At 60.2% G+C, this 26,522-nt stretch carries 27 protein-coding genes and 2 pseudogenes; 16 read left to right on the forward strand and 13 right to left on the reverse strand.

Annotated elements, in window-relative coordinates; genetic code table 11:
• From JMY24_RS27460 to JMY24_RS27470, 3 genes are all read left to right on the forward strand, one after another.
• Nucleotides 1-399 (forward strand): SRPBCC family protein (locus JMY24_RS27460; protein WP_459564430.1); only part of this gene is annotated, 399 nt, incomplete at its 5' end.
• Nucleotides 400-558: 159 nt separating this feature from the next.
• The gene (locus JMY24_RS27465; protein WP_128598773.1) at nt 559-1,353 is read left to right on the forward strand and encodes an SDR family NAD(P)-dependent oxidoreductase; all 795 of its coding nucleotides are present in this window, start codon (nt 559-561) and stop codon (nt 1,351-1,353) included.
• A gap of 97 nt (nt 1,354-1,450) precedes the next feature.
• On the forward strand, nt 1,451-1,972 hold the full coding sequence (locus tag JMY24_RS27470) for an SRPBCC domain-containing protein (protein WP_236597535.1): 522 nt from the start codon (nt 1,451-1,453) through the stop codon (nt 1,970-1,972).
• A 156-nt stretch (nt 1,973-2,128) separates the two neighbouring features.
• Here JMY24_RS27470 and JMY24_RS27475 read toward each other — a convergent pair whose 3' ends face one another.
• The 3 genes and pseudogenes from JMY24_RS27475 to JMY24_RS27485 form a co-directional block, all read right to left on the reverse strand.
• On the reverse strand, nt 2,129-2,449 hold the full coding sequence (locus JMY24_RS27475) for a hypothetical protein (RefSeq protein ID WP_201703281.1): 321 nt from the start codon (nt 2,447-2,449) through the stop codon (nt 2,129-2,131).
• A gap of 85 nt (nt 2,450-2,534) precedes the next feature.
• Nucleotides 2,535-2,887 (reverse strand): annotated as a pseudogene (locus JMY24_RS27480) (ester cyclase); the annotation flags it as partial.
• 239 nt (nt 2,888-3,126) lie between these two features.
• Nucleotides 3,127-3,711: a hypothetical protein gene (locus JMY24_RS27485; protein ID WP_128591398.1), complete on the reverse strand. Its 585-nt coding sequence runs from the start codon at nt 3,709-3,711 to the stop codon at nt 3,127-3,129.
• Nucleotides 3,712-4,515: 804 nt separating this feature from the next.
• Between JMY24_RS27485 and JMY24_RS39645 the strand changes: the two genes are divergently transcribed.
• The 7 genes and pseudogenes from JMY24_RS39645 to JMY24_RS27520 all read left to right on the forward strand — a co-directional run bounded on the left by JMY24_RS39645 (nt 4,516) and on the right by JMY24_RS27520 (nt 9,111).
• On the forward strand, nt 4,516-4,656 hold the full coding sequence (locus JMY24_RS39645; RefSeq protein WP_201703283.1) for a DUF1524 domain-containing protein: 141 nt from the start codon (nt 4,516-4,518) through the stop codon (nt 4,654-4,656).
• Nucleotides 4,657-4,695: 39 nt separating this feature from the next.
• Nucleotides 4,696-4,914: pseudogene (locus tag JMY24_RS27495) on the forward strand (erythritol/L-threitol dehydrogenase); the annotation flags it as partial.
• Between the two features lie 333 nt (nt 4,915-5,247).
• Entirely contained in the window at nt 5,248-6,081 is an 834-nt protein-coding gene (locus tag JMY24_RS27500) for an ABC transporter substrate-binding protein (protein WP_128598155.1), read from the forward strand.
• 49 nt (nt 6,082-6,130) lie between these two features.
• Entirely contained in the window at nt 6,131-6,850 is a 720-nt protein-coding gene (locus JMY24_RS27505; RefSeq protein ID WP_128598154.1) for an amino acid ABC transporter permease, read from the forward strand.
• A 22-nt stretch (nt 6,851-6,872) separates the two neighbouring features.
• A complete protein-coding gene (locus tag JMY24_RS27510) occupies nt 6,873-7,520 on the forward strand; it encodes an amino acid ABC transporter permease (RefSeq protein ID WP_128598153.1) in 648 nt (215 codons plus the stop codon).
• Nucleotides 7,517-8,269, forward strand: a complete 753-nt coding sequence (locus JMY24_RS27515) for an amino acid ABC transporter ATP-binding protein (protein WP_128598152.1) — start codon at nt 7,517-7,519, stop codon at nt 8,267-8,269. Before JMY24_RS27510 ends, JMY24_RS27515 begins: the two co-directional genes overlap by 4 nt.
• A gap of 80 nt (nt 8,270-8,349) precedes the next feature.
• Nucleotides 8,350-9,111 (forward strand): IclR family transcriptional regulator, encoded by a 762-nt coding sequence (locus JMY24_RS27520; protein WP_128598151.1) that lies wholly within the window; start codon nt 8,350-8,352, stop codon nt 9,109-9,111.
• A 100-nt stretch (nt 9,112-9,211) separates the two neighbouring features.
• Here JMY24_RS27520 and JMY24_RS27525 read toward each other — a convergent pair whose 3' ends face one another.
• From JMY24_RS27525 to JMY24_RS27535, 3 genes are read right to left on the reverse strand one after another with little or no spacing between them, the layout of a single operon-like run.
• The gene (locus JMY24_RS27525) at nt 9,212-10,864 is read right to left on the reverse strand and encodes a tannase/feruloyl esterase family alpha/beta hydrolase (RefSeq protein ID WP_128598150.1); all 1,653 of its coding nucleotides are present in this window, start codon (nt 10,862-10,864) and stop codon (nt 9,212-9,214) included.
• Between the two features lie 25 nt (nt 10,865-10,889).
• Complete coding sequence (locus JMY24_RS27530) at nt 10,890-11,930, reverse strand: hypothetical protein (RefSeq protein ID WP_193425397.1); 1,041 nt, start codon at nt 11,928-11,930, stop codon at nt 10,890-10,892.
• Nucleotides 11,931-11,938: 8 nt separating this feature from the next.
• Nucleotides 11,939-13,288: an MFS transporter gene (locus JMY24_RS27535; protein ID WP_201703285.1), complete on the reverse strand. Its 1,350-nt coding sequence runs from the start codon at nt 13,286-13,288 to the stop codon at nt 11,939-11,941.
• A 119-nt stretch (nt 13,289-13,407) separates the two neighbouring features.
• On the opposite strand from JMY24_RS27535, the gene JMY24_RS27540 reads away from it, so the two are divergent.
• Nucleotides 13,408-14,316 (forward strand): LysR family transcriptional regulator, encoded by a 909-nt coding sequence (locus tag JMY24_RS27540; protein WP_128598148.1) that lies wholly within the window; start codon nt 13,408-13,410, stop codon nt 14,314-14,316.
• 351 nt (nt 14,317-14,667) lie between these two features.
• On the opposite strand, the gene JMY24_RS27545 is transcribed toward JMY24_RS27540, so the two are convergent.
• Together JMY24_RS27545 and JMY24_RS27550 are read right to left on the reverse strand one after the other, a co-directional pair.
• Nucleotides 14,668-15,564, reverse strand: coding sequence for a LysR family transcriptional regulator (locus tag JMY24_RS27545; RefSeq protein ID WP_128598147.1), 897 nt, complete (start codon nt 15,562-15,564; stop codon nt 14,668-14,670).
• A gap of 16 nt (nt 15,565-15,580) precedes the next feature.
• Complete coding sequence (locus JMY24_RS27550; RefSeq protein ID WP_128598146.1) at nt 15,581-16,474, reverse strand: LysR family transcriptional regulator; 894 nt, start codon at nt 16,472-16,474, stop codon at nt 15,581-15,583.
• Between the two features lie 236 nt (nt 16,475-16,710).
• On the opposite strand from JMY24_RS27550, the gene JMY24_RS27555 reads away from it, so the two are divergent.
• The 3 genes from JMY24_RS27555 to JMY24_RS27565 all read left to right on the forward strand — a co-directional run bounded on the left by JMY24_RS27555 (nt 16,711) and on the right by JMY24_RS27565 (nt 18,272).
• Nucleotides 16,711-17,475: an SDR family NAD(P)-dependent oxidoreductase gene (locus JMY24_RS27555; protein WP_128585200.1), complete on the forward strand. Its 765-nt coding sequence runs from the start codon at nt 16,711-16,713 to the stop codon at nt 17,473-17,475.
• Between the two features lie 114 nt (nt 17,476-17,589).
• Nucleotides 17,590-17,799, forward strand: coding sequence for a CcdB family protein (locus JMY24_RS39650; protein WP_164853827.1), 210 nt, complete (start codon nt 17,590-17,592; stop codon nt 17,797-17,799).
• A gap of 197 nt (nt 17,800-17,996) precedes the next feature.
• Nucleotides 17,997-18,272 (forward strand): M48 family metallopeptidase, encoded by a 276-nt coding sequence (locus JMY24_RS27565; protein ID WP_236597536.1) that lies wholly within the window; start codon nt 17,997-17,999, stop codon nt 18,270-18,272.
• Nucleotides 18,273-18,652: 380 nt separating this feature from the next.
• On the opposite strand, the gene JMY24_RS27570 is transcribed toward JMY24_RS27565, so the two are convergent.
• The 3 genes from JMY24_RS27570 to JMY24_RS27580 all read right to left on the reverse strand — a co-directional run bounded on the left by JMY24_RS27570 (nt 18,653) and on the right by JMY24_RS27580 (nt 21,775).
• Nucleotides 18,653-20,110, reverse strand: coding sequence for a DEAD/DEAH box helicase (locus JMY24_RS27570; protein WP_128598143.1), 1,458 nt, complete (start codon nt 20,108-20,110; stop codon nt 18,653-18,655).
• Between the two features lie 394 nt (nt 20,111-20,504).
• Nucleotides 20,505-20,849 carry a DoxX family protein gene (locus JMY24_RS27575; RefSeq protein WP_128598160.1) on the reverse strand — a complete coding sequence of 115 codons (345 nt, stop codon included), beginning with the start codon at nt 20,847-20,849 and terminating at the stop codon, nt 20,505-20,507.
• 2 nt (nt 20,850-20,851) lie between these two features.
• Complete coding sequence (locus JMY24_RS27580; protein WP_128598142.1) at nt 20,852-21,775, reverse strand: NAD-dependent epimerase/dehydratase family protein; 924 nt, start codon at nt 21,773-21,775, stop codon at nt 20,852-20,854.
• A gap of 95 nt (nt 21,776-21,870) precedes the next feature.
• On the opposite strand from JMY24_RS27580, the gene JMY24_RS27585 reads away from it, so the two are divergent.
• Both JMY24_RS27585 and JMY24_RS27590 read left to right on the forward strand, forming a co-directional pair.
• Nucleotides 21,871-22,512, forward strand: a complete 642-nt coding sequence (locus JMY24_RS27585; protein ID WP_236597537.1) for a TetR/AcrR family transcriptional regulator — start codon at nt 21,871-21,873, stop codon at nt 22,510-22,512.
• A gap of 336 nt (nt 22,513-22,848) precedes the next feature.
• Nucleotides 22,849-23,700, forward strand: a complete 852-nt coding sequence (locus tag JMY24_RS27590) for a beta-keto acid cleavage family enzyme (RefSeq protein ID WP_128598140.1) — start codon at nt 22,849-22,851, stop codon at nt 23,698-23,700.
• Between the two features lie 26 nt (nt 23,701-23,726).
• Here the strand turns inward: JMY24_RS27590 and JMY24_RS27595 are convergent, their stop codons facing one another.
• Complete coding sequence (locus JMY24_RS27595; RefSeq protein WP_128598139.1) at nt 23,727-24,800, reverse strand: porin; 1,074 nt, start codon at nt 24,798-24,800, stop codon at nt 23,727-23,729.
• A gap of 187 nt (nt 24,801-24,987) precedes the next feature.
• Nucleotides 24,988-26,430 carry an MFS transporter gene (locus JMY24_RS27600; protein ID WP_201703287.1) on the reverse strand — a complete coding sequence of 481 codons (1,443 nt, stop codon included), beginning with the start codon at nt 26,428-26,430 and terminating at the stop codon, nt 24,988-24,990.
• Between the last annotated feature and the right edge of the window lie 92 nt (nt 26,431-26,522).

The raw sequence follows: 26,522 nt of genomic DNA on the forward strand, positions 1-26,522 counted from the left end.
GTTATCACTCCGTTCTCCTGCTTGGCGTCCAAGCAGGCAGTTGAACATGTGGGTCAATTTTCGATGCAAATTTCTAGCGGAAGTGGGTCAGTTCTATGCGCGTATCAACAGGTCGGCTTCCCGATGAGCCTCGTGGTGACCGAATACGTGCCGAACCAAAGGCTCGCCTGGGCGACCACCGTCGACGGCGACGAGACTGGTTCCAGTGCTTACCACGGGTGGGTAATCACGCCGACGGACGAAGGTTGCCACCTGCTAACGGAAGAGACGCAACAAGGTCCCTGGTTTCTCGATGTGCTCGGCCGGCAACATCCCGGTGGGCTCTATCGCTATCACCAGGATTGGGTCGAGCGCCTCGCACGAGCCGCAGAGGCGGAAGTCGCGAAGATCGCCGGGTGATGCGTCAGTTTCAACGCGCCGGTGCGTTGTGCGTTTGACTGTTTGCGTGCGGAAGCGGCAAGCCGGCTTGCTCTCAATCGAAGTCTGGTTTCGCGCGTGCCCGTATCGAAGAATCGTAACGGCGGATCTGTCTGCCATTCCTACGCGGAGAAAAAAACTATGAAGATCGAACTCAAGGGTCGCAAGGCCATCGTTACCGGCTCGACGGCGGGCATCGGCCGCGCGATCGCCGAGGGCCTCGCCCGCGCAGGCGCATCGGTCGTGATCAACGGGCGCGGAGAGCAGCGAGTAGCCGCCGCGCTAGATGAGATCCGGGCTCTCGTGCCCGACGCGGAACTGACCGGCATTGCCGCCGATCTTTCCACCGCGGAGGGATCGGCCGCCCTCGTGGCGCAGGTGCCGGATGCCGACATCCTCGTCAATAACCTCGGTACCGCCCATCTGAATGGTTTCTTCGAGCAGAGCGATAGCGAATGGCTCGACCTCTTCCAGCTCAATGTGATGAGCGGCGTGCGCGCTGCACGGCACTATCTGCCGGCCATGGCCAGGCGCGGTTGGGGACGGGTCGTGTTCATCAGCAGCGAGTCCGCGATCATGATCCCCAAGGAGATGATCGATTACGGTGTGACCAAGACGGCGCAACTCGCCGTATCGAGGGGACTTGCCGAGTTGGTGAGTGGCACCGGGGTGACCGTCAACGCGGTGCTGCCGGGGCCGACCCGCTCCGAAATTCTGGGCAACTGGATGAAAGCTACCGCTCAGGAGCAGGGCATCACGCAGGAGGAAGCTGAGCAGAACTTCCTGAAAACGATGCGACCGACCACCCTACTCAACCGGTTCACGACGACCGAAGAAATTGCCAACATGGTGGTGTATGTCTGCTCCGAGCAGGCCTCCGGTACGAGCGGCGCGGCATTACGCGTTGATGGCGGTGTCATTCGCGCGATCTGCTGAACCAACGCGTGACAGGCCTGCGCTGCGCCGTGAGCCCTGACGGCAACCGAGATTTCTGCAGTCTCGGCAAACTTCAAATCCGACCCAAATTCCAACCATGAATAGTATTTTCGAAGCGATCCATTGGCCTGCGGACATGGCGCCAAGCCGCTCACCCATCCATTTCACTAATGAGCTTGAGGTTGCCGTTTCGCCTGAAACTATCTGGTCTCTTCTCATTGATCCCAAGGCTTGGCCCCGTTTCTATCCAGGCGTCAAGGATGTCCAGCTGTTAGACGGACACGAGCTGTTGCAAGCCGACACGCGCTTTGAAACTAATCTGGCTGGCCAGGACGTCTTCGCGTCGGTACAGGAGTTCATTCCGAACGCCCGCATCGCCTGGGGCGGCGGCCCGAAGGCTTCGAAAGAATCCAGGGCCTATCACGCCTGGATCATCACCCCGACACCCCGCGGCTGCCACCTCTGGACTGAAGAGACGATGCAAGGGCCGCTCTGGATCGAGTTGGCGAAGGAAGCGCCAGATATCTTCTGGCGCACGCATGAAAAGCTTCTGGATGACCTTGCGAAGGTTGCGCTCGAGCTCGAAACACGAGCGCCGCTAGAAGCTGCCGATAGATGACGGCTGTGGAGTATCTGAAAAGGAGCCTTAGGGTCTGCTGGGGTGTCGCCGCTATACGACTCGCTCGCAACGATTGACCCCTAACGGTGCGATCAAAGATCTGCGTATTTTCGTATCGACGGGCACTCCCGCATTGCCTGACGGCATCGTCGTCGGTCAAAAACCGCCTGTGACGAGGGGCAGCACGGTGAGATCGGGATGCGTGCCGTCGACGATGCTGCGTCCCACGTGCACGCCTTCGTAAAGGGCGTCGTCCTTGCTGCCGAAATATTCTTCGCCGTCTGCGTGAAACGGCACCGCATGTCCCGGAATCGTCGGGTCTGCGCCCGGATGACAGACGTAGCCCACATACGTGTAGCGGTTCTCCACCGCGTTGGACGCATTAACTTCGCCCGGCGCATTTTTCACGAATGGCGCCACGTGAATCTCGAAGCCCTCGTACTCGACCATTTCCCAAGGTGCGGTTTCGTCGGGCATACCTGCCTCCGTCTTCGTCGCGCATATCAAAAAGTCTAGGTGATTTCATCGCGTAGCGCGCTGATGGACGGCTCGGGCAAAACCACTACGGCTTGATCGCGCCGAGTTGCCCAAGCATCGTCAGATTGTGTTCGAGATGCGAGTTTCGACCATGCGTCCATCCTTCACGCGATAAAGGTCGAATGACGGGAAGTCGACGCTCCGAACGTCGCCTTTCAGATTCTGGAACTGGCCTGTGAAATGCCCACGGAAATGCAGATGGACAGAAGCGCGGCCGCCGGATCCGAGATGGTCGTCGATTTCCGCGCGCAGGTCGGGTACCGCCGCGCGAGAGCCCTTCGACGCCGCGAGCGGACCTTCCGGACCTTGGGGCCGTCCATCGGGCAAGGTGCGGTCGACGAACGCGGGAGAGAGCGCGAGCTCAGCGTAAGACTCGTCCTCGAGGTCGCGTCTTGGCCAGCTGCGGTCACTGGCCTATCCGACAAAGCGGCCACTGAAAGGGCCGGTTCGCTCAAAAAGCAGCCCGTCGACCGGCGCCTGTGTGGGACGTTGCTAGCGTCGAAGAGTTCGAACTTGTTGCCGGCCAGTGCGCGGCAAGTGTTGCACGCCACTTCATAGTGCTTCGTGGTGACCTGGAAGCAGAGACAGGCCGCCGGAGTTGTAGCTGGGCATTGCTTTTATTTGCCGGTCACGTTTGGCATCGGACACCCCGATGCGGGCTTTTTTTGTTTAGGAGAACGAGTGCAGGTGGAAGGCATGATTCGAATCCCGCCATTCGAACAGTCGCATTGTGAACCCTCAACAACGATCTTCTCGGGTGAAGATGCGGAGGGAGTGAGATTGGGAATCCAATAGAACGGATACCGGCTAACTGTCTCTTTAGATTGATCATCCTTGGACGCCGGCAAAGCAAAAACACCCACCAACATCATAAGAAAAACCCCAACGACAAATGCAATTGCTGAGAGAGCGCTAGGCCACTTTATCTCCGGCTCATATATATCCTCCTTTTTGGGATCGTCCGGATGTCGCCCTAGACGACCTGCCATACTAAAAAGGCTCCCGACACCCATCAGAATCGCGAAGAAAAGAATGAACCATGATAACTTTACAACGGTGGCCCATCCGGCGCTTAGTTTCACCAGGAGGCTTGTTCCGAAGGTTACCTCGAAGCCCAGTATCGCAGTCGCGAGGGTAAGAATCGCCTTAATGCTCTCCAGGGCGGTTGTGTAGGCGGCCTTGGTTCTATCGTTGGCGTCCATTTTCGTTAGAAAAAAGGCCAAACATGAATGCGACGGCCTTTTATAATCAGTAATACGTTAACGTCTATTTCTCGTCGGTTCTGAAATATCGACTCTCGATGGGCATCTTCTAGAAACGATTGAAAATCTCGAAGGGCGCCTTGATACACACCGCCGCCAGGAACGACATTCCTCGCGTATAACTCCTGCAGTCCAGCATCTGCCAGTTGGTACACCTCGACCGAAGCGTCATGGCTAAAATGGAAACCACCGATAACGTGTTCATAGTCGGGAGTGGGCATGATTTTTTAGGTGCGCTTCATTTAAGTTCATCTTCCGCCGAGAACTGCGTCGGGGCTCAGACCGCTGTATCTGTGCTAACTAGGGTCGCCCCGACACAAATGAATATAGGCAATCTTCAGCAATACGCAATGACCATTCTGTGTCGCAGCTGCTCTGTCTCAGAGGCAAGATAACCTACCAACCCCGTGACTCGACGCATGACCGCTGCGCGTTTGAAAGCAGTCTTAGATCGTAAGCGCCACCGAGCGGCAGCTCCGGGTCGTCAAGACTCGTTCGCCGCTCCCGGAAGCCGACGTTCGACAACATCCCATCGCGAACCGCCGCAGGCCGCCGTAGTCACCCCACAAGGAACGGTCGATCGCGCCCGAAGCGTCCCTTCGATCGATTCGCTCGTTATTGTTAAACGATGGTTTCGCCGGTCCCGTACGGTCGGCGCTTTACTCGGTACTTGCTTCTCCAGTTGGACTTTCAGTACCGCGATCACGCCGACCGTATGCCTTTCGATCGCCGTCGGTCGAACACGTGCTTCCACAAAAACCTGCCGCAGGCAGAAAATGGCGTGCAGACTTCTCCGACGAGCAGCGCAAGGAATTGACTAACCGAATCCAGAACTCGGCGCTGACCACCGCGAAGAAGAAGAAGAAGAAGAAGCCGGCGATATAGTTCGTGACGCCGAACTGCCGGTTCGACAGCGACACGACGCCGAACAGGTCCATCATCGGCGACCGCAAGGAACTCGACGTGCGCGGCGCGCATCTCGGCCGGTATTGCTATCCGATCGCAATCGATCCGCTCGCCCGCGGGCTCGTCACGTCGAGAAGCATCGTGACGCATGGCTTCTCACTCGAAGAATGGGACAAGGCGATCAGGATCGCGAATTCGCCGGACTCGATCAAGGTGCTGCTGAAGCCACGCGTGTAATGGGCTGCAGCCGATCGCGCCGCAATCACTCCATCCGTCGACTACAGATCTCCTCCCTGCAAATCCTCGCGGCCGCAATGACGGCGCTTGGGTGCCCCTCCTCCACGAGACTTCCTCCGCGCCTCCGCACGACCACACGACGCGCGCGTATACCCGCTTGTCATCCGATTTTTTCCATGGAACACTGGGTCGCATCTGCTGTACCGGATTCGATTCCGATATACCGGACACACAGCCAGGGCTGCGATCTATCGGTTTTCACGCCGGCGTGCGGCCACAACCGCTCAGGTCGCGACTTCCGTCCAGCATGGGATTCCTTTCACAGGGTCGAAAATGAGACTGTCCAGAAAAAGCATAGGGTTCGCGTGTTTGTCCGCTGTCGTCGGCCTGCTGGCACTCACCGGTTGTACCAAGGTCGCGACGACCGGCCAGGATGTCGCTGCGGGTTCGACCTTGCAGGCCGTCCTGCAACGCGGCACGCTGCGCGTCGGCGATTGTCTGACCTTCGCGCCATTCGGCTTTTACGACAAGGCCGGGCAGCCGGACGGCTACGACGTCGATCTCGCGAAAGAACTGGCAAAGCAGATGGGCGTGAAGCTCGAAATGGTCAACACCACGAGCGCAAACCGCATTCCGAATCTGCAGACCGCCAAGGTCGACGTGGTCTTCTGCAACTTCACGCGCAACCTCGAGCGTGCCAAGGAAATTGCGTTCACAACGCCGTATGTCGTCGCAAGCGAGGCGCTGCTCGTCAAGAAGAGCAGCGGCATCCAGTCGGTCAAGGACATGGCGGGCCATACGATCGCGACCGTGAAGGGCTCGACGAACGGCGACGAAGTACGCGCGCTGGGCATCCCCGTGAAGATCCAGGAATACGACAGTTCGGAAGCCGCGATCCTCGCTGTCAAGCAGGGTCAAGCCGACGCGATGATCGAGGACAACAACTTCCTTGCCTATCAGGCGAAGCTGGACCCCGAGCTGACCGTGACCAACGAAGCCCTCGTGCCGCTCGAATACAACGCGTTCGGTGTGAAGGCGGGCGATCAGGTCTGGCTGAACTACCTGAACCTGTTTCTGTTCAACATCAACGCGTCGAAACAGAACGCGCAGCTGTACACGAAGTGGTTCGGCACCCCGCCCCGCTATCCGCTCAACCCGCAGTTCTGAACACGAACGCGCGGCGCCCGCGACGGTACGGCTTTGCGAAGGAATGGCGATGAGTTATCAATGGCTGACACTGTGGGGCTATGTGCCTGATTTCTTTCAGGCCGCGTGGCTCACGTTGCAGATCACGCTGCTCGCATTTTGCGTCGCGCTGATCCTCGGACTGCTGACGGCGCTCGCAGGCGGTTCGCATCTCGCGCCGCTTCGTGTCGTCGCGCGCGGCTATATCGAGCTGATCCGCAATACGCCCGTTTTGCTGCAGATATTCATCGTGTTCTTCGGGCTGCCGTCGCTGGGCTTGAATCTGACCGCGTACACGGCAGGCGTGATTGCGCTCGGCGTGAATGTGGGTGCGTATATGGCGGAGGTTTTCCGCGCCGGCATTCAGTCGGTGCCGCGCGGACAGATCGAAGCGGCCGGCATTCTCGGCCTGGGCCGTTCGCAGGTTTTTATCGAAGTCGTATTGCCTCAAGCGGCACGCGCCGTCTATCCCGCGATCGTCAACAACCTGATTCAACTGCTGCTCGGCACGTCGCTGCTGTCCGCCATTGCGTTGCCTGAACTGACGGGCACGGCGACCGTGATCAATGCACGCACCCTTCTCTATATCCAGACGTTCTCGGTTACGTTGATCGCGTATCTGATCTTGAGCAACTGCCTGTCATGGATCGCGGAACAGATCGGCGCGCGCGTGTTCCACCCTCCCCTCATGCTCAAGCAACACACGCGCCGCCGGCTTCTGCTGATCCCGCGTCAGGCGAACCGCACCTGAATCATCGAAGGGGAAACTGCCCATGTCAATCGAACTGCTGACCACCAGCCTGTCGATCCTGCTTCACGGACTGGTCGCGACCTTGCTGCTCTCCGCGGCATCGATTGCCGGCGGCACGCTGATCGGCCTGCTCGCCGCCGTATTGCGCACGTTCGGACCGTGGGGCAGCGCGCGCGTCGCAAAGCTCTACACCGAACTGTTTCGAGGCACACCCGTGCTCATCACGCTGATGTTCATCTATTTCGGCGTGTCGTACTTCGGCTATGCGATCGATGTGTTCGCGGCGGGAGTCGTCGGCCTAAGCGTGTACCAGGGCGCCTATATCGCCGAAGTGTTCCGCTCGGGCATCGAAGCCGTGCCTAAAGGGCAATGGGAAGTCTCGCAGATTCTCGGCCTCGGCAAGATACAGACGTTCTTCTCGGTCGTGCTGCCGCAGACGGGGAAGATTGTATTGCCGCCGCTGATCGGTCAGTACCTGTCGCTGATCAAGGATACGTCGATCGTCAGCATGATCGGCATGTCGGAATTGATGCATGGCGGACAGGCCATTGTCGATCGCGTCGGCAAGCCGGTCGAAATCTATGGACTCGTCGCCGTACTGTATTTCGTCGTGTGTTTCCCGCTGTCGCAGTGGGTGCGCCACCATGATCGTAGGAGCCTGTTGTCATGACCACATCCATCGGGTCGAAGCCGGTCATCAATCTGAACGGCGTCAGCAAGTCTTTCGGCGACACGAAGGTGCTGAAGGAAATCAATCTCGAAGTGCGCCCCGGCGAAGTGCTCGTGCTGATCGGCGCATCCGGTTCTGGAAAGAGCACGGTGCTGCGCATCATGGCCGGTCTCGAAACGGCCGATTCGGGCGAAGTCTGGGTCAACGAAGTTCCGCTGCACGATGTGCGCCGCGCGAAGGAGATCCGCGGTCATGTCGGCATGGTGTTCCAGCAGTTCAATCTGTTTCCGCACAAGACTGCGCTCGGCAACGTGACGCTCGCGCTGATCAAGGCGCGCAAGATGAGTCCCGCCGACGCGCGCAAACGCGCGATGGACGTGCTCGACCGCGTGGGCCTCGCCGATCGCGCCGAACACTATCCGAGCCAGTTGTCGGGCGGCCAGCAGCAGCGTGTAGCCATCGCGCGGGCGCTGGCTGTCGAGCCCGGCATCATGTTCTTCGACGAAGCGACCTCCGCGCTCGACCCGGAACTGGTCGGCGAGGTCACAGAGGTCATGCGTGGACTCGCGCGCGACGGCATGACGATGGTCGTCGTCACGCATGAAATGGGTTTCGCGCGCAAGACGGCAGACCGCGTCGTGTTCATGGACAAAGGCGTGATCGCCGAACAGGGCGTGCCGGAGGAGATCTTCGTCACGCCGCAGAACGAGCGGACCAGGCAGTTCCTGCACCGCGTGCTCGATCATTGATCGCGTCGCCTGTCGCGCAAGAACAAATGACAACAACACAAGAACGAACTGAGATCCCTATCGCCGACGGAGTCTACGGAATGTCTGCATCAGAATCGACACGGGCCCGGGGCGTGGACCGCGTGATCGGCATTTTCAGGGAACTGCATACTGCGCGGCGTCCACTGACGATGCGCGAACTGATCGAGGCCACGCGTGCGCCGCGATCGAGCGTCTACGAGCTGGTCACGATTCTCACGGAGGCAGGTTGGCTCGACACGGCGGCGGACGGCAGCGTGTTTTTCGGGCGCGAGATGCACTACTACGGCGCCGATTACGCTATGCACAACGATCTGATCAGTCGCGCGCATCAAACCATACTCGGTCTCGTGCGCAAGTACGACGAGACGACGCAACTGTGCATGCTGGAAGGCAACAAGTACACGGTAGTACTGTCGGAGAACAGCACGCGCCCGTTCAACATCACCTCCGATATCGGCGTGAAGGTGCCGATTCCGTGGACAGCAACGGGGCGCCTGTTGCTCGGACATCTGACGGATGACGACGTCCATGCGCTGATTCCAGACGAAGACTACGTACTGGATGACGGTCGCCGCATTGCATGCGACGACTTCATACGCGACGTTCGCGACGCGGCAGCGCGAGGCTATTGCTGCACGGAGGGTCTTTCGATGTCATTCCGGCTTTGCATGGCCGCGCCTGTGCGCGATCGTACCGGCCTGCCCATCGCAGCGCTGTGCTTCATGACGGGGCGCGACACCGACCCCGGCAAGCGTGCCGCAATGCTCAACGATCTGATTGCCTCCGCAAGATCGTTGTCGCAGCCATCCATGCGCACCTGAATCCGTCCGTCGGATCGGGTGCCTAAATGTCCCTCTCCGAGACGCTTCCCATCACGCGTAGTGGTTTCACAGGCAGCTCCACTGAAGGCACCACCCTCCATCAGCTAGTGCACTGGAAGCTCGCTGCCGCGTTCACATCGCCGCCGGTGTACTTCGGCCACAGTGGATAGCGGCACAATGGGCGCGTCCTCCCGAGCGTTGCCGCGTTAAGGTCGCTCATCGCCAGCGTTTCAGGCGCTTTGCCACTTTCCACCCATTGATCGAGTGCGGAGAGCGAATCGATGGCGGGATGAAACGGCCCCGTACCATGGCCGACGCCCGGCATCAGATAAAACCGCGCGAAGCCGTCGACCGTTCCTTGCCCGAATCGTTGCACCAGGCCGGTGTAATAGTCGGTGCTTGAATCGGTGCTCACGATCTCGTCGGCAAGACCGTGCGTCATGATCAGCTTGCCTCCTTTCGCGACATAGGCGCTCAGGTCGGTGCTCGTTGCATCGGTCAGCGCCGACACAGCCTGCACGCGCGACTCATACGCACCAGGATTGACTGGATCGAACGTCAACGAGTCGAACGTGGGCACGCGCGTGACAAAGTACTTGACCCATTGATCGCCCGTCACCCATTGGTTCGCGTCCTTCTTGCCCGCAGGATTCGCAGGCACTTTTGACTCGCCGAGATCCCGCGTCGTGTACGGCCCCGCGAACACCGAACCAGCGAGGATGTTGTACCCAGCGTAATGCGTCACGCCGTTCGCAAGCGGATAAGGCAACTGCAACGGTGCCGCGATGGTCTGAACAGTCGCGATCTGCGCATCCGACAGACACGTGTCGCCCGAGTCCGCACCGTTCGCGCAACGCACGGACGCGAGCACCGTCGCCGATTGCGCCTTGCACGCTGCCACATTTGAAACGATGCCGTCGGCGACGCCGTCGAGCGCATCACACGCGCTCATCACGGCGTTCTGCAGCAGCACCGTTTTTGCGACGTCGAGCCAGCCCGCACCGCTGTTCAGGTAAAGCGCGCGGCCCAGCACGACATTGCTCAAACGCAAGCCCGTATAGTTGAGCGCCGGGCGATTCACAACGATGCCGTCATAGTCCGCGGGCCAGCGTTGCGCTTCGCTCAATCCGTCGCGGCCGCCTGTCGAACTGCCGAAGAAATAGGTCTTGTCGGGCGCGCTCGCGTAACGCTTCCTGATGAGCGCCATCGCAACGTCGTGCGTCTTCTTCAGGCTCAGGCCGCCATAGTTCGCGAGCGATTCGTCGTTCGCGGCGAACTTACCGTCAGTGATGCTGGAACTCTGATGCCCGGAATCGTCGCCGAACGTGGCGTAGCCGCTGGCAAGCGGCGTCGGTGTGCCGGTTGGGGCCATGTCGAGCGGATCGACGCCGGTAATCAAGGCGCCGTCGAAACCGCCGCCGCCATAATGCAGCGCCTTGTGGTTCCAGTTGGTCGGCAGATTGACCTGGAACCTGATCGATGGGGCCGCCGGATCGACGGGTGCGATGGCGCCATTCACCTGGCAATATTCACCGCTGGTCTGCGCCAGCGTCGTGCTGGTGATCGTGGCGCCGCTGGTCGGCTCGGCAATCGAAGATGCCGGAATCGACAGGCCGTTCAATGCCGCGCATTGCGTTGCCGCTGAGGGCGGGGGCGGCGAGCTTGCCGAAGCGCCGCCGCCCGAACCATTGCCGCCGCAGGCGCTGATGCAAAAGCTGAGGGCGAGCGCCCACCACAACGGTCTGTTGTTCATCGTCGTCTCCTGGTTGATTTGATTGCTATTCGAGTGCGCCGCCTTGCTGCTCGATGCGACATTCGGCGAGCCGCACAGCGGGGCCGAACAATGCGCGCACACCGGCCTGCGACACGAACATCGCGTCGCCACTGTGCGCCGCGCCTTGAACTTCATGTAGCTCATGCCGCAACTGCGGATGCCGTGCGCGCAGATACGCGTAGTAGGCTCGGCCGCGCGCGAGACGGTGCGGGCCTTGCATCATTGCCTCGCACGAGCGGTCGAGAGCCGGATGCGCCGGGTCGTTGTCGTGCGTGCCGAGCAGATAGGTCACGTCGTGATCCACATAACGACGTTCGAGCGATTGCGCGTCGAGTCTGTCGGCATAACGAGGAAGTTGTTCGGTGCCGTATTTCCATTCATTGAATCGGGCGCACGCAGCTTGATCGAACGCGCCCGGCAGGTCCTCACGATGCGGCCGCCAGGCGTCGAAGTACACATACGACGAAGGATTCGCAATGACATAACGCACCTTCACACCGCGCGCGCGACTGCCTGCTGCGGCGTTGCTGAGTATCGCGTGCCGATGCGCGACCTGCGCACCACCGGAATGCCCTGCGATCACAATCTCCCGCAACTTCGGATAGCGGCCGCCCTGCACGTTCTGCACGTAATGTTCGATGAGCGCATCGAGCACATCGAATGAACTGAGCGGTGCCGGGCCGATTGCGTCGAGTCCGCCCATCCACGCGGTCCATTCCCAATGCAGACAGTCGTCTGCCAACCGATGCCGCTCGACGTCTGCCGTTGCGAGGAACTGCGGCACGGCGAGTATCACGTTGTGAGCATCGAGTGTGGACGAGCTGAGCGCATGCTGCGTCGACCGGAGGTAAGCGTCGGCGTCCCGCAGTCTGCCGTGCAACATCACGACGACCTGCGTCGCCTCCGCCGGCTCCGCGCTGCCGCCCGTGAACAGCGGCACTTTTGCTTTGCCTCGTGACGTGGAAACGATAAACCGCTCACTGGCCACAATCGTCACGGGCACTTCGTTACGTGGCCGCACCTCATGATTCAAGGAAAGATTCATCGCGACACTCACGCTCCGTCACCCGGCCACAACTCGGGTTCGCGGCACAAGCGCCGCCCGGACGCCGTCAACCCGACCAGCAGCAAGGAGACGATGCCGGCAAAGATCAGATACCACGCCGGCACGATGCGCGAGCCAGTGACGTCGATCAATGTCGAAACCGTGAGCGGCGCGAGGCCGCCGAACAGCGTGACGGCCGCGTTGTACGACAGCGCCACACCCATCGAACGCGTGGCCGTCGGAAACAGCTGCGTGAGCATGCCGGGGTGCGCACCTGACATGAAGCTGAGCACGACAGTCGCGATCATCTGCGCGGCGAAGACGCGTTCGGGCGTCGGTGCTGCAAGCACCCATGCGAAGAGCGGATACGCAGCGCATACCCAGACGATCGTCACTGGAAAGAACAGTCGATATGCGCCGAAACGGTCGGCGAGACGCCCTGCCAATGGATAACCGACAATGCCGATCAATCCGGAGATGGCCGTGCCGAACAGCGCATTCTTGAGCGGCAGATGCAACTGGTGCTCGACATAGAGCGGCATGTACGAATGCCACAAATAATTGGTTGCGGCCCCAACGATGATGACGCCCATCGCGCACAGCGCCGCATCGCCACGCTCGCGAATGAACGTTCGCAGCGACTGGCGTGGCGCATGCCCGAGCCGCTCCCGTAGCTGCACGAATTCCGGCGACTCCCCGACTTTGTGCCGGATGTAGAAACCCACTGGCCCGACCAGCGCGCCGAGCAGAAACGGCACGCGCCAGCCCCACGACACGAGCGACTCGTGCGACAGACGCGTGGTGAGCACAAACGAGCATAGGGACGACAGAAGCAGCGCGACGGCCTGCGACGTCATCTGAAAACTGCCGAAGAACATTTTGCGTCCGGGCGGCGCGAATTCCGTCAGCATTGCGGCCGCCGTCGCGAACTCGCCGCCGACTGAGAGCCCTTGCAGAATGCGCGCGCCGATCACCAGAAGCGGCGCCGCAATGCCGATAGCCGCGTAGCCAGGAGTCAGTCCCATCATCAGAGTACTTGCTGCCATTAGAAGAATCAGCAGCGACAACGTCTTGCGCCGCCCATAGCGATCCGCGCACGCACCGATTATGACGCCGCCCACCGGCCTCACCACGAAGCCGACGGCAAATGTCGCGAGCGTCAGCGTGATCGACACAAAGCCGTTGCCGACAGGAAAAAACACCTGTGCGATGGTCCGCGCAAAGTAGCCGTAGATGAGAAAGTCGAACCACTCGAGGCCATTACCGATGACCGACGCAAGCACCGCGCGGCGCAATTGCGAACGGCTTAGCGGCGTTTCAGCCAAGGCGGGCAAGGCGGGTTGCAGAACGGATTGCATGTGTCTCCCTTGGTCGTCTTCTGCCTTTTAGAGGAAGCGTACGTGCCGGTCCGGCAAATGTAAAATACATGTGAGACACGGTCGCCATATTCATTACATATACCAGAGAGAGAGAGACGATGGAACTTAGACATCTACGCTATTTTCTTGCCGTCGCCGAAGAAGGCCAGTTCACGCGCGCCGCCGCGCGGCTGCACATCCAGCAGCCGCCGTTGTCGCAACAGATTCAGGAACTCGAACAGGAACTGGGCTTCGCGCTTTTCATGCGGCAGCCGCGCGGCGTCGTGTTGACGGCGCCCGGCGAGACCTTCGCCGCGCGTGCGCGTTCGGTACTGCTCGAACTGGACAACGCCGTCGTCCATGCGCGCCGGGTGGCACAAGGACAGATCGGCACGGTGCGAGTTGCGCTTACGAGTTCGGCGGCGTTTCACCCGCTCACCCCTACCGCTATTCGCAATTTTCGGGGAATGTACCCGGAGGTCGCGATCGAGATGAACGAGGTCAATGCGGCGGAGATCATCGAAATGATGTTGAACGGCCGCGCGGATGCGGCCATTCTCCGCAAACCGGTCGAAACGCCTACTGGGTTGCGCTTCGAACTGCTCGCCGAAGAACGCATGTTGCTGGTGCTGCCCTTGGGGCACCGGCTGATCAGCAGCCGTGCTGTGCCGCTCAAACAGCTGGCGAACGAGTCATTCATCTTCGTGCGCCGGCCCGGCGCGCCCGGCATGTATGCGGATTTCATCCGGGCTTGCCAGTCGAAGGGATTCGAGCCGAACGTCGTGGAAGAGGTGCCGCGCATGGTGACGGCGATCAACCTTGTGGCAGCGGGTGGCGGCGTATCGCTCGTTCCCGCGTCGATGCATCGTTACCATCAGGAAAGCGTGCGCTACTGCCGTGTTACCGGCGATCAGGCATTCCACGCGCCGTTGCATCTCGTCACCCGGCATGATTTGCAAAGCCCTGCTGCGTCGCACTTCCGTGAAGCGTTGTTGACGTTCGTCCACCAGCACCCGTATCGCGAGTGAGTGTGAGTTGGGCAAGTACCTGTCCATCCCGTGGCAGTCGGCCCTTGGGGATCGCCATTCGTTGGGCGCGCCGGCCTGCATTTTGAAGGGGCGGCGAGCGTGCTTTCCGCGCGCCACTGCGTCTCGTCACCCGCGGTAACTCGCAGAGCTCGGCGGCTTTGCACTTCCGTCAGACGCTGCTCGTTTTCGTGCACCAGCATCCGAGCCGCGATTGTGTGTTGGACTGAGTCTCCAGCGAAATCATTTCCGGGGCCGCGGGTTATCGGGCTCGACTCCGTCAGGCTCGGGTCCTTAGGCGGTACCGGTGGGTAGTCGCCTGGGTCGTGAAAGGGCCCGCGATATTTGTGCATGTCAGTTGCGCCGATAGCGAAGCGCCTCGACGACGAGCGAAAGTGCCGGCGACGATCGACGCTGACTGGCGAAGAACAAATGAAGCCCTGGGAAGGTCGGGTACCAGTCCTTCAACACCGTTTGAAGTCGGCCGCTCCGGATATGGGGAAGCGCGAGTTCTTCGGGCATGTAGGCGAGTCCGAATCCCGCCAGAGCAGCTTCAATAACCGGATAGATGCTGTTGAAAGTCCATGAACCTTGAACCCGCACCTGCAGATTTCGCTTGCCTTTCCTGAGTTCCCACGCGTACACGCCGCCACGCGCCGAGAAGCGCGTATTGATGCACTCGTGCTCGGTGAGGTCCGACGGGCTCCTGGGCAGCGGACGCCCTTCCAGGTAGGAAGGCGCACCGACAATCACCATGCGAATGTCCGGCGAAATACGAACGGCCGTCATACCTTTGGAAATCTGGTCCCCGAAGCGAACGCCCGCATCGAAGCGCTCGGCCACGATGTCGGTAAGTCCCGGCTCGATCGCCACCTCGATTTTGAGTTGGGGATACTTCGGCTGTAGCCTGGACAACTTGGGCCAAAGGATCGTGTTCGCCGCGAAATCAGGGGCCGTGATGCGTACCGTCCCTGCAGGTTTGTCGCGTAGCTCTTCGAACGCCGCCAGTTCCTCGGCGATCGCTTCAAATCGAGGGGCTACTTTCTGGATCAGGCGTTCTCCCGCCTCCGTTGGCGCGACACTTCGGGTCGTGCGTGTCAATAAACGCAGCCCCAACCGCGCCTCCAGAGCTCGAATGGTGTGGCTGAGCGCTGACTGAGATACGCCCAACTGAGCGGCTGCGCGGGTAAAGCTACGTTCACGAGCGACTTCGAGGAAAGCCCGGATGTCGCTAAGGTTGTCACCAGACATGCGAGGTACTCCGCGGCTATGGTTGGTAGCGTAATGCTTCGACCAGCAAGGTCATCGCGCGTGAAGGCTGGCGCCGGTTCGGATAGTAGAGATGGAATCCGGGCCACACCGGGCACCAATCCTCGAGTACCGAAATGAGCTGCCCCCGCGAGACCCAGGAGCGGACCATCTCCTCTGGCAGGTAAGCCAGTCCGAAGCCCGCCTTGGCCGCCTCGAAGATGTCATAGGCGTTGTTGAAGGTGACCGTTCCCTCCACCCGGGCATTCAGCCTGCGCTTGCCCTTGGAGAACTCCCACTCGTAGAGGCCACCGTAGGTGGATGTGCGCAGATTGATGCAGACGTGCTCTGTGAGGTCGCCGGGTGTCTCGGGTCGCGGCCGCGCTGCGAAGTAGGACTTCGATCCCACCACCATGTTGCGAAGGTCCGGGCCGATCTGCACTGAAATCATGTCCTGTGCCAATTCCTGGCCGAACCGCACACCGGCGTCGTAACCGCGCGCGACAATATCGACGCGCTCATATTCGTTGATCAACTCGACCTTGATCTTGGGGAACTTCGGCAGGAACGTCGCCAGCTTGGGCCAAAGCGTGCTCCTGATGGCGTAGTCGATGGCGGTGATCCGGATCGTTCCCATGGGCTCGTCCCGAAGTTCGGCAAGCGATTGGATCTCGGCCTCGATCTCGTCGAATTCGGGAGCCAGACGATTCAAGAGACGTTGACCCGCCTCAGTCGGCGAGACGCCGCGCGCACTCCGGATGAGCAGACTAACGCCCAGCCTTTCCTCCAACGCCCGGATGGTGTAGCTCAAGGCTGGTTGCGTCACCCGAAGCTGGGCCGCCGCGCGCGTGAAGCTGCGCGCACGGGCAACGGCGATGAAGGCCAGAAGATCGCTGAAACTGTCGCGCGACATTGATGAGACCACTTTATAGGACTTCCATATTCGACGGACCGTCTCCCAAGGTTACTGCATTCATGAACGAATTTTATGCAGCCATGCGAATTCTGCCGTCTACCGCATATTCGAGCGGCCATCTAAAGTTCTCACATGCCAGGTGCGGCAGATCATCTGCCACCAGACCCACAGGCAAGGCTCCGAAAAAAAGCCCGGCAGTGGGCCATCGACATCTCCACCAGGGAAATGACATCATGAAAATCTCCTTTGAAAACCAGGTCGCACTAGTGACCGGCGCTGCGTCGGGCATTGGCCTCGCGACCGCCAAGGCATTCGCGCAGGCAGGCGCTGCTGTCGCTTTGGCTGATGTGAATGAAGACGGTGCGCGCGCAGCCGCCGATCAGATCGTAGCCGCCGGATACAAGGCCATCGGTATCGGTTGCAACGTGGCAGATCTCGAACAGGTCGAGGCGATGGTCAAGGAAACGGTCTCCGCTTTCGGTCGCCTCGATCTGGCATTCAACAACGCGGGTATCCAGAATGCCCTCGCGGAAACCGCTGACGCCACGGCCGAAGACTTCGACCGCGTGAACTCGGTCAACCTGCGCGGTCTCTGGGCTTGTATGAAGTACGAGTTGACGCAGATGCGTCAGCAGGGAAGCGGCGCCATCGTCAATTGCTCTTCGCTCGGCGGCTTGGTGGGCGGTGCGCAACGAGGCACTTATCACGCAGCCAAGCATGGCGTTCTCGGTCTGACCAAAAGTGCCGCGCTGGAATACGCTACGCGCGGTATCCGCGTCAACGCCGTGTGCCCTGGCCTGATCTGGACCCCGATGGTGCAACAAATGGTCGACTCTGGCCAGAAGGAGGCACTGGACGCGATGGTGGAAGGCATCCCAATGCGTCGACATGGCCGCCCGGATGAGATCGCCGACGCCGTGCTGTGGCTGTGCAGTTCGGCGGCAAGCTACGTGACGGGGCAATCCATATCGGTGGATGGCGGGTTCATCATGCGCTAAGCGCGCGGCGCGGGCGGATTCGCTTCCCAAGCAGCTTCTCGCTTCGACACTGCGTCGGCGAATTGAACAGTCGTTCTCAAGGATTCAACGTGACGGTAAAAGCATATGGTGCCTATGCCGGCGACAAACCACACGCATCTATCGCGCAAACCAACCGACCTGCTTCCCGTTTTCGCTGTCGACGGCGAAGAATGTTTCCTTGATACGCCCGGCATGAGCGCGGTCCCCTTGAACGTTTTCGGCAAGTGCATCGGTTCTCTTTCAGATCGACGTGAGGCCATTCTCCCGGCGCTCGACCGGATCTTCGGCCATACTGAGCGATAACAGGGCGGCTTGGTGCGAAAGGGACGACCCTCGTATCAGCGAATCAACCTCAAACCTCCAGGCATTGATCTCGCTGTTGCGCGTCACCCTTGAAACCGCCCGGGAAAACCGCGATCGGAGATGCGATGCAATTTGACAAGCAACAGGAGAGGCTCGGGCAGAGTGGCGCAACTATGCGTCCTGGTCCGCGGAGCTTATTGGCGAAGGTACTAGCCGTGGTAATAGGCGCTGCGCTGCTGGTCGTGGGGTTCGCCGTTTCGCTTGTGATGCTGGCAGTGGTGCTTGGAGCAGGGGTTGTGATCGGCGCTTTCGTCTGGTGGAAAACACGCGATCTGCGCAAACAACTTCGTGAGCAGGCAATGCGCGCACAGCAGATGCACGAACAACAGGTGCGCGAGCGCACGGGCCAGCGTATGGATAACGGCGACGTGATCGAGGATGTCGAGTTCCACGACGAGACTCGACAGAAATAAGCGCTGCATCCTGACCGCGCATGCGCCGCGGCGTTACTGCCCGCGAGAGGGGCCTCAATTTGGCTGTCGCGCAAATTATCGAATCGGGGGCGAGCGAAGTGTTGTCAGCCGATGCGTCACGATTGCAACGCTGGTGGCCCACTTCTGGCTCGAGCCGCGGCCCGGCGACGCCCGGATCCTCAGGACCTCGCCAGAGCCGACCACGATCGGACGCTCGCTACGCACGTCTTCGGCGTCCGTTCGCGCCCGAAGTCGATATTGATCTTGAACTCGGTGCGTCGTAATCCTCTGACCTCATTCACGCCGAAGCCGCGCCGCTGCCTGCCAACGGGGCCAAATCGACAGCCAGTTCGAAGGCTAGCGTTATTCACCCCTACGAATCAGGGTTGGCGTTTGCCTCGACCACCAGCTGGTCTGTCAGCCGGTTTACGCGAAGCCGCAGCTGGCTTGTTGGCTGGCTTGCTGGCTGGTTTGCTGCGTGGCTTTTGCACGCCGAACGGACTAGCGCTGGACACACTTGTGCCTTTACCCCCGGCCACAGCGCGCTGCGCCGCAGACTTGCGTTTGTTCTCGCCACTTTGCGGGCGCGGTTTTTTGCTGGGGACCTGCATGGCGCCCGACGCAGCTTGTGACACTTTGGGCTTCTTCGGCTTTTTGGGCTTTTTGATGATCTCGCCCGTCGCGCTAGTTTGCGGCACGCGGTGTTCGGCTTCAAAGCCCGGCTCTTCTTCACGGGGCAGCGTTCGCCGGATCAGCGCTTCAATCGCGGCCAGTTGCGGCGCTTCATCGGCACACACAAGTGACACCGCCACGCCGCTAGCGCCCGCGCGGCCGGTACGGCCAATACGGTGCACATAGTCTTGCGGCACGATCGGCAGATCAACGTTGATCACCAGCGGCAGGTCGTCGATATCCAGCCCGCGCGCAGCCACATCGGTGGCTACCAGCATATTTACTTCGCGCTTCTTGAAGCGCTCCAGCGCACGAAGGCGCGCGGGTTGCGGTTTGTCGCCATGGATGGTGTCGACCGCATAGCCCGCTTCATCCAGCATGGCGGCCAGGTAATCCACGCCATTGCGGGTTTTGACGAACACCAGCGCGTGCTCCCATCTGTTCTGAGCCACAAGATGCATAAAGAGGTCAGGCTTGTTCTTTTTATCCACCGGCACCACCCACTGCTTGATCCTGCTAGCAGTAGCATTGGGCGGGCTGACGCTGATATTGACCGGGTCGCGCAGAATGTTCGCCACCATGGCGCGAATATCATCGGTAAAGGTGGCAGAGAACAGCAGGGTCTGGCGCTGAGCGGGCAAGGCAGCAAAGACGGCGTTGAGTTCGCGCTCAAAGCCCAGATCCAGCATGCGGTCGGCTTCATCCAGCACCAGTGTTTGTACCTGATCGAACTGCACGGCGTTCTGGCGGTTGAGGTCCAGCAAACGGCCCGGCGTGGCAACGAGCACATCCACGCCTTTGCGCAACTTCATCATCTGCGGATTGATACTCACGCCGCCGTAGGCGGCCAGGAATCGTAAGTCCAGACCTTTGCCGTACTCGATAAAGCCTTGCAGCACCTGTTCAGCCAGTTCACGCGTGGGCACCAGCACCAGAACACGCGCGCGGTTGCTGGACACCGCCGGGCCGTGTTGCACCAGCCGTTGCAACAGCGGCAGCGCAAAACCCGCCGTTTTGCCAGTGCCGGTCTGCGCCGCAGCCATGACGTCCTTGCCACTGAGCACAGCAGGAATCGCCTTGGCCTGCACCGGCGTAGGTGTCTGGTAATTGAGGTCCTGCACATTACGCAGCAAGGGATCGATCAGGCCAAGCGAGGCAAAAGACATTGGCGTACTCCGGGCTAAAACCGCAATTCTAGCGGTTGGAGTTGGGCAGAAATGGAGGTGTTGATCCCAGGCACTCGGTGACCACCGTCGGTCGATGGATCGCGGTCGGAATCCAGCGTGCAACGATTAAGTCTGGTCGATCCCATGCGGTCGCCCGAAACCGACCCATCAGGGACAGTCGCCCCGCAAAGCGGCCGTCCGGATAGGCTCCACCGGTCGCTTCGCCGACGAAATGCCCGCTGGATTCCCAGCGCGATGATGAGGCCTCCACATGCACGGTCGACCCGAGCCCTCGCGCGACGATATCCGTGCATGCAATTCAAGTACCCGCAGCACGGATTGCCGGCGCGGCCTATTAGCGTCCCGGGCTCACTCGCCTGGTGGCGAGCAAGCCTCAAGCGCGGAGCGCCACAGTAACCACAACGAGAGCCGAGAAGATCAGCGCCGGGGCGAGATGCCCGAACGGCTCCCGATTGCGTATCAACGTGAAGAGCGCGCCGAGCATGATGGCACCGGCCAGCGTCAGGCCTAAACCCCGGGTTTGTTGTCCAGCAAGAAGTGCCGCACTCAACAGTTCGAGAGCGCCACAGACCAAACGAAACCATGCCGGGTAACCCCAGCGTGCGAAATCGCGCTTCACCGCGCCGCGTCCCGCGAGGTTGACCACCCCAGCGACCGCGAACAGAACCGCCACGATCGTCGCGAGAACCGGTTCGAAGGATGCAATGTTCCAGGCCATCGTCATGCTCTGTCGCTCTGCTGAAAGTGCTTCTGCACAGAGAGGTCCGCAATGAGGCCACGGCCTTGGGGTTCCCACGCAAGAACTTGCCGGGCATGCTGGCCGCTTACCGTCTGGTCGAGCGCCAGTGCGTCAGCAAATGGCCCAAGCGATTGGCGAGCATCGTCGAGCGGCCAGAATTCGACGCGATCGGCACCAACCGAGGCCCGAATCGCTTCGCCCATTTCGGCGACCGCAACGGCATCTTCCGCGACCACGTTGAGGATCTGTCCCGTCACTGCATCGTCTCCGCTCGCCAACCGCTCCACCGCGCTCAGATATGCAACGGCGAGATCATCGACGTGCACGGCAGGCCAGTGGTTGCGACCATCGCCGACGACTTTCACACTGCCGGTCTGACGGACCATGCCGGCAAGCATGCCGAAGACGCCGCCGCCGTAGCCGTGCACCATCGCCGGCCTGAGAATCACTGCGGCAATCGAGCGGCGTGCTGCGAGCGCCAACACGTGCTGTTCCACTGCAGGCCGCCAGGCGACGAGTGGTGTCGGGTTCAACGCCGATGCTTCGGTTGCGGGCTCGCCATTCGTATTGCCGTAGACCCAGGTGCCCGATGTATAGACAAACGCCGCGCCGGGACGCAAATGCGAGAGCATCGCCTCAACTGCGGCCTCGTCAGCAGCGGCGGCGGACGCATCGTTGGTCGACGCGGCGTGCACCACGCCATCAGCGGCACCGGCAGCCGCAGCGAAAGACCACGGCTCACGCAGGTCGCCGCCATGCAGTTTCACGCCGAGGCGCGCAAGCGCGCTCGCGCCCGCCGACCTGTCGTCGCGCACCAGCGCCCTCACCTGATGGCCGAGGCTGATTGCCTTGCGTGCGACCGCTTGCCCGATGTAGCCCGTGCCACCTGTCATGAACAGTTCCATAGCGTTTTCCTCGATGAATGTCTGCGAAGTCGATAAGTCACGAACACGAGACTGACCAGTCTCGTTTGCGCAAATCTAAACGAGACTGGCCAGTCTTGTCAACCACCGGGCGATCTGTTATTTATCGGGGGATGAACACATCCTCTCTCCCCGATCTGAGCCCCCTGCAACGCCGTAAGCGGTCCGCTATCCTCGACGGCGCAAGAACCGTGTTTTTACGCCAGGGTTTCGGGCTTGCAACGATGGACGACGTCGCCGCGGCTGCGGGCGTCGGCAAACAGACGGTCTATCGCCACTTCAAGTCGAAAGAGGCACTCTTCGTTGGTCTGGTGAGCTCGATGTGCGCTCAGGTGGGTGGAATTCTTGTCAGCGCTCAGAACGAGCAATCCGATGGCTCGCCCGACGCCGAGTTGCGCGCCTTGGGACGGGTGTTAGCACAAATCCTCATCGAGCCGGACTATCTGCGGCTTTACCGGGCCATTGTTGCTGAGGCCGAGCGTCTGCCGGAACTCGGCCAGGTGTTTTACGACAACGGCGCAAAGGTCGTGCGCGCCTTCGCGGCAAAAATTTTGCGAAAGAGATTTGATGAATCGACTGCTGCATTGCGGGCAGCGACTTTCGTTCAACTGGTGCTAGGCGACGCGTATCTGGAACTGTCGATTGGATACACGGTGCCCGATGTCGAAGCGCGCTTTGCGCTGCAGATTGACGAGGCGGTGACGGCGGCACTTCGCTAGGAGCGCTGCATGATGTGTCGAGCCACTCCATGCTGCGGTGCTGAAATCACGGATTGTTGACGATCTATAGGTAGATACGAATCGCCGAGATTGGCCGACCAGCGCCCGACAACCGGGCACGGCGATCGTCGCCGGCGCGGCCTCTCATGCAAAGGCCAAAAAGCGACCCGTTTCCGCCCTTCAGTTAGCTTCTTCGAATGTCACCACGGCGCTCACTTCAGTCGCGCGTATTTGAACTAGACTTGGAAAACATGATTCGTGCAGGTATTTCGCCGGGCACACGATCATGGGCGCTCGCCATATAGGCGAGGCGAAATCTGGAACGGAGTGTTAGCCATGAGTGAACCGTGCATTATCTCCGTTGCGATTACTGGCTCAGTTCCGCGCAAGAAGGACAATCCGGCTGTGCCGATCACGATCTCCGAGCAGGTTGAAAGTACCCAGGAAGCGTACGAAGCCGGGGCATCGCTCGTTCATCTGCACGTGCGTGACGAACAGGAGAACTCCAGTTCCGACCGGTCGAGTTTCGCCGCTCTTCAGGAAGGCATCCGGAAGCACTGTCCTGACATCATCGTTCAGTTTTCGACAGGCGGTCGCGGCCGTTCGTTCGAGCAACGCGGCGCGATGCTTGATCTGCGCCCGGATATGGCATCGCTCGCAACGGGTTCTGTCAATTTCCCGACCACCGTCTATGAAAATCCGCCGGACTTTGTGCGTGCGCTTGCGCAAATGATGCTCGACCACGATGTCAAACCGGAAATCGAGATCTTTGATCTGGCAATGCTGTACAGCACAGTGGATCTCGTCCAGCAAGGACTTCTGAAATCTCCGGTGCACGTTCAGTTCGTGATGGGTGTAAAAAATGCGCTGCCTGCGCGTCGCGAGATTCTCGAGTTCGAGGTCAAACAATTGAAGGCGCTATTGCCGGATGCAACCTGGACCGCCGCTGGTATTGGACGGCATCAGTTGGAAGTCAATCATTGGACTCTCGAAATGGGTGGACACTGCCGCACGGGTCTCGAAGACAATGTGCGCTGGGACAAGGACACGCTGGCGAAGAGCAATGCGCAACTGGTGGCACGGGTGGCTTCATTGTGTGGCGAATATGGCCGGCCGGTGGCAAGCGCTGCCAAAGCGCGTGAAATGCTAGGTCTTCCGCTACCAAAGCCTAAGAAACTGCACCCTTGATAACTGGAGCTATTGGGTGTGGCTTCCTAGAACGTGTGCCGAATGCCAACGGCAAACGTGTTGCCGATGGGATGGTCGCTCAGCTTGTCAATCGAGTAAATCGCGTAAATGTCCGTCCGCTTGGACAGCAGATGGTCGTAACCGAGAGCGGCAGTGTTGCGAAGGCTGTTGGTCGCATGCGTAGGCCCTGACCGTTGCGTGCGTGCCCACTCTGCAAGCAGGAAGTCAGCAGGTGAGAAAGGTATCGACAGACCAGCCTCGTAAGTGTGGCTACCCGTAGGCGTACTCACGTCACTCGTCATCGCCCACGCCCCGTAGAGCGTCACCACCTTGAAATCGTACGCTGCGCCCGCGAGATAGGCATACTGCGCTCCCACCGGCCCTGTTGCGGTGTACCGCACGCGCTGGCCGGACACCACTGCCGTGAGACCGTGACCTTGATAATTCAGGTGAATGCCGAGGTTACCGATGCCAGGCGAACCCGCAACGCCACCAAGGCCGTAGATTACCGTTGCGCCGAAACCCTTAAAATCCGGGGTCGTGTACTTGGCAGTATTATTCCACGCCGTATCTCCGATGATGGTGCCTCCATAATTGGCCACGAATGTCTGGACAACGAGCGGAGAAAAGACGACAGAGGAACTGAATGGATTGACGAGGGATTCTGCCGTATAGGTCGGATTTCTGTGCCGCCCCAAGGTCAGCTGGCCGAAGTCGCCCTTGAATCCCACGTACGCATTGCGTGACCAGAATGGGTCCGTCGCATTGCGACCCTGGGCGCCGTTTTGGGGCTGGAAGAAGCTCTCGAGGGCGAAGATGGCGCTGACGCGGCCGCCAAGGTCTTCGTTGCCGCGGATTCCCCAGAAGGAAGTGGTAAGTCCGCCACTCCCCATCAGTACCGTAGACTGCGGCGTGTCGCTACGTTTGACACTCCCGACATAGGTGCCGATGAGCCCATAAAGTTGGACCTGCGAGCCGCTATCTGCGTGTGCGTCGACAGAGGTCAATGCCAGACCTGAGCAGAACATCGCCGTAACTTGAAGCGTACCAACAACTCTCCGCGCGAGAGAGCGGGCCATTACCCGTTGTGCGTTTTTCATTTCGGTTGTCTCCATTCATATTTTTGTGAGCGATCTTTTCGTGCGTCAACACTAAGTACTACTGATGCACTTTCTTTGAGTGCTGGCGCGTATCGCAAGCATGTCGCCGAAACTAGCGGTATTACGAGCCACGCAGCTCCTTCCCTTGAGTCATATCAGGAGAAGGAGCCGTAAGGGACGCGCGTGGCTATGGGGAAATCTCTTCGAGAGCGCGATTGGTCGTCTCCACCATTCGCGCGGCGACGAAGAACCCCACTGCGCTGACCACGGCAAACATGATGAATACCGCAGCGATGCCCTTCCCTGTCAATACGACGCCGACTATGGCTGGCGCCGCAGCAGAGGCTGCTCGCAACCAGGAAGTCGCGAGACCAGTACCGATGGCGCGCATCCGGGTCGGATAGATTTCAGGGGTGTAAAGGTACAGAAGTACAGTCGTGGTTGCTATCACGGCGTAGGCCGACGATCCCAGGAACATCACTGACCATGCGCTGCCAGCTCCCTGAATGCCCAGAGCGGCGAGCAGTATTGCGCTGATGATGAAGCAAGCCATTGCCCAGCGGCGACGCCCTACACGGTCTATCAGCAACGCGCAGGCAAGCACCCCGCACGTACTAAGGACATTGGAGATGGACGCCATGTGAAGCGACTCTTGCAGCGGCAGATGGTAGACCGTCCTGTAAAGGCTGGGCAGCCAGTTGTTGATGCCATTGGCCACAAAATAAGAGCTCGCCCAGAGCAACCACACGACAACGGTGCGCCCTCTGTAGAACGGGGAGAAGAGTTCTTTCCAGGTCCCCTTCTTCTTCGACTGGAGTCCGTTCAGAAGGCTCACAACGCGCTCGTCAACTTCGGCCCTCTGCGTTTGCGTGTCGATGCTGCGCTTCGTCGTGCTCGCCTCCAGACGCTCGATGATCCGTTCCGCCTTATCGAAACGTCCTTTTGCAATGAGCCAGCGCGGCGATTCCGGAAGGCGTGCGATCAGGATCGCTACGGCGATGCCCGGAATTCCGCCGATAAGGAACATGTACTCCCAGCCGAAGAGTGGGACGATGAAGGCACCGAGTTGCGCGGCGGCAAGAAGACCCAGCGGGAAAATGAGTTCATACAGGATGAAGAACCGTCCCCGGCCATGGGCTTGTGAAAGTTCGTTGATGTACGTGGCCGCCACCGGCACTTCTCCGCCCACTCCGATACCTTGCAGGAAGCGCATCAAAAAAAGCATAGGCAAGTTGCCCGTGAAGGCGCAGACGATGCTCATTGCCGACATGGCGCCGACAGTTATCGTGGCGCTCGGCACCCGGCCGATGCGCTCGGCAAGCCAACCGAACACCAACGCTCCTACGACCTGGCCGAGATAGCCGGCGGCAATCAGCGCGCCAATCTGGGCGGGTGAAAGATGCCAGAGGCCGACCAGCACCGGAAGGACGAAAGCAAGCGAGAGGGCGTCAAATGCGTCAAAGAGGGTCGCGCTGCCCATGACGATGCGTGCCTTGGTGTGCCACCTGCAGAACGGTACGTTCTCTATGCGGAACAGCAGGTTCGCCGCACGCAGCTGCTCGCTGATGGGGCGCGTTTCGCTCCCGGGTTGGCCAAAGCCCACGCCGTAGGCGGTCGAAGGGGTATTCATGCTGTCTCCTGTAAGGCTGCATTTTATGGACCCTCGGTCTTTTTCTTGTTTTGAAGCACCGATCGCACGTTTTATCTTTTGTGTCGTGGCTG

It is taken from the genome of Paraburkholderia kirstenboschensis (assembly GCF_904848585.1).
Classification (GTDB): domain Bacteria; phylum Pseudomonadota; class Gammaproteobacteria; order Burkholderiales; family Burkholderiaceae; genus Paraburkholderia; species Paraburkholderia kirstenboschensis.

Coding starts and splice junctions, on each gene's coding strand:
- JMY24_RS27520 (WP_128598151.1), top strand. CDS start 8,350: ATGTCTGCATCAGAATCGACACGGGCCCGGGGCGTGGACCGCGTGATC.
- JMY24_RS27545 (WP_128598147.1), bottom strand. CDS start 15,564: ATGTCTGGTGACAACCTTAGCGACATCCGGGCTTTCCTCGAAGTCGCT.
- JMY24_RS27580 (WP_128598142.1), bottom strand. CDS start 21,775: ATGGAACTGTTCATGACAGGTGGCACGGGCTACATCGGGCAAGCGGTC.
- JMY24_RS27475 (WP_201703281.1), bottom strand. CDS start 2,449: ATGCCCGACGAAACCGCACCTTGGGAAATGGTCGAGTACGAGGGCTTC.
- JMY24_RS27485 (WP_128591398.1), bottom strand. CDS start 3,711: ATGGACGCCAACGATAGAACCAAGGCCGCCTACACAACCGCCCTGGAG.
- JMY24_RS27505 (WP_128598154.1), top strand. CDS start 6,131: ATGAGTTATCAATGGCTGACACTGTGGGGCTATGTGCCTGATTTCTTT.
- JMY24_RS27595 (WP_128598139.1), bottom strand. CDS start 24,800: ATGAAAAACGCACAACGGGTAATGGCCCGCTCTCTCGCGCGGAGAGTT.
- JMY24_RS27550 (WP_128598146.1), bottom strand. CDS start 16,474: ATGTCGCGCGACAGTTTCAGCGATCTTCTGGCCTTCATCGCCGTTGCC.
- JMY24_RS27500 (WP_128598155.1), top strand. CDS start 5,248: ATGAGACTGTCCAGAAAAAGCATAGGGTTCGCGTGTTTGTCCGCTGTC.
- JMY24_RS27525 (WP_128598150.1), bottom strand. CDS start 10,864: ATGAACAACAGACCGTTGTGGTGGGCGCTCGCCCTCAGCTTTTGCATC.
- JMY24_RS27515 (WP_128598152.1), top strand. CDS start 7,517: ATGACCACATCCATCGGGTCGAAGCCGGTCATCAATCTGAACGGCGTC.
- JMY24_RS27510 (WP_128598153.1), top strand. CDS start 6,873: ATGTCAATCGAACTGCTGACCACCAGCCTGTCGATCCTGCTTCACGGA.
- JMY24_RS27590 (WP_128598140.1), top strand. CDS start 22,849: ATGAGTGAACCGTGCATTATCTCCGTTGCGATTACTGGCTCAGTTCCG.
- JMY24_RS27570 (WP_128598143.1), bottom strand. CDS start 20,110: ATGTCTTTTGCCTCGCTTGGCCTGATCGATCCCTTGCTGCGTAATGTG.
- JMY24_RS27555 (WP_128585200.1), top strand. CDS start 16,711: ATGAAAATCTCCTTTGAAAACCAGGTCGCACTAGTGACCGGCGCTGCG.
- JMY24_RS27575 (WP_128598160.1), bottom strand. CDS start 20,849: ATGGCCTGGAACATTGCATCCTTCGAACCGGTTCTCGCGACGATCGTG.
- JMY24_RS27540 (WP_128598148.1), top strand. CDS start 13,408: ATGGAACTTAGACATCTACGCTATTTTCTTGCCGTCGCCGAAGAAGGC.
- JMY24_RS27535 (WP_201703285.1), bottom strand. CDS start 13,288: ATGCAATCCGTTCTGCAACCCGCCTTGCCCGCCTTGGCTGAAACGCCG.
- JMY24_RS27600 (WP_201703287.1), bottom strand. CDS start 26,430: ATGAATACCCCTTCGACCGCCTACGGCGTGGGCTTTGGCCAACCCGGG.
- JMY24_RS27470 (WP_236597535.1), top strand. CDS start 1,451: ATGAATAGTATTTTCGAAGCGATCCATTGGCCTGCGGACATGGCGCCA.
- JMY24_RS27465 (WP_128598773.1), top strand. CDS start 559: ATGAAGATCGAACTCAAGGGTCGCAAGGCCATCGTTACCGGCTCGACG.
- JMY24_RS39650 (WP_164853827.1), top strand. CDS start 17,590: ATGCCGGCGACAAACCACACGCATCTATCGCGCAAACCAACCGACCTG.
- JMY24_RS27530 (WP_193425397.1), bottom strand. CDS start 11,930: ATGAATCTTTCCTTGAATCATGAGGTGCGGCCACGTAACGAAGTGCCC.